An 896-nucleotide genomic window follows, 5' to 3' on the forward strand; every position below is an offset into this window, starting at 1 on the left:
TGACCTGCAAACCGAACACACCCGCAACGACCCCCGAGACTGGGGGTACGAGAAGACCGTGACCGCCACTGAGATCAGTGCAGCGTTGCGTGTGCCGGAGCGGACGGCTGAGTTCCTCGTCGAACACAGCACGCTGCTCACCCGGTATTACCCGGCGACCCTGGAAGCGTTGGAGACCGGGAAACTTACGAAGCGTCATGCGTGGGCTGTGGTCGAGGAAGCCGCCAGCATCCCCGACACCAACCCCACAGTGACCGCCGCTTTTGAGGCCCGGCTGATCGGGATGGCGTCGGTGACCACGGTGGCGAAGTTCCGGCAGCAAGCGAACAGGCTCCGCGAAGAACTCCACCCGGAATCGATCGCCGCCCGGCAGAAGAAGGCGGTGAAGGAACGCGGTGTGTTCCTGACCCCGAGCTATGACGGGATGGCATGGCTCGAAGCCTACTTACCAGTTGATCAGGCCGCCGGGATCTTCCACCGCGTCGACACTGCAGCCCGCGCGCTGCAAGGCCCCGACGAACCCCGGACCCTCACCCAGCTACGGGCCGACGTCCTCGCAGACGTCCTCACCAGCGCAGGCGCGTCCGGGCAGATCGCCGACAGCGACAATAATCCCACGGAACCTAACGGCAGCAGCGCCTACTGGGGTGTGCAGGCGAAGGTATTCGTGACCGTCCCGGTAATGACTCTCCTCGGCGGGGATGCACCGGGTGAGCTCGAAGGGTATGGTCCGATTGACCCCGAGACGGCCAGGAAACTCGCCGGGCACGCCCCATCATTTACCAGGATCCTCACCCACCCCTTCACCGGGGCAAGACTCGGCGCCGACGCCACCACCTACCGGGTCCCCAAAGACCTCCAAGACGCAGTCCGAGTCAGAGACCGAACCTGCCGGC

At 65.0% G+C, this 896-nt stretch carries 1 protein-coding gene; it reads left to right on the forward strand.

Annotated features, from left to right (window positions below; genetic code table 11):
• Positions 1-896, forward strand: an 896-nt coding sequence (locus tag ABD059_RS10535) for a DUF222 domain-containing protein (RefSeq protein ID WP_343879760.1), incomplete at both ends; no start/stop codon positions are given.

This window comes from Arthrobacter flavus, assembly GCF_039526005.1.
GTDB lineage: Bacteria > Actinomycetota > Actinomycetes > Actinomycetales > Micrococcaceae > Arthrobacter_D > Arthrobacter_D flavus.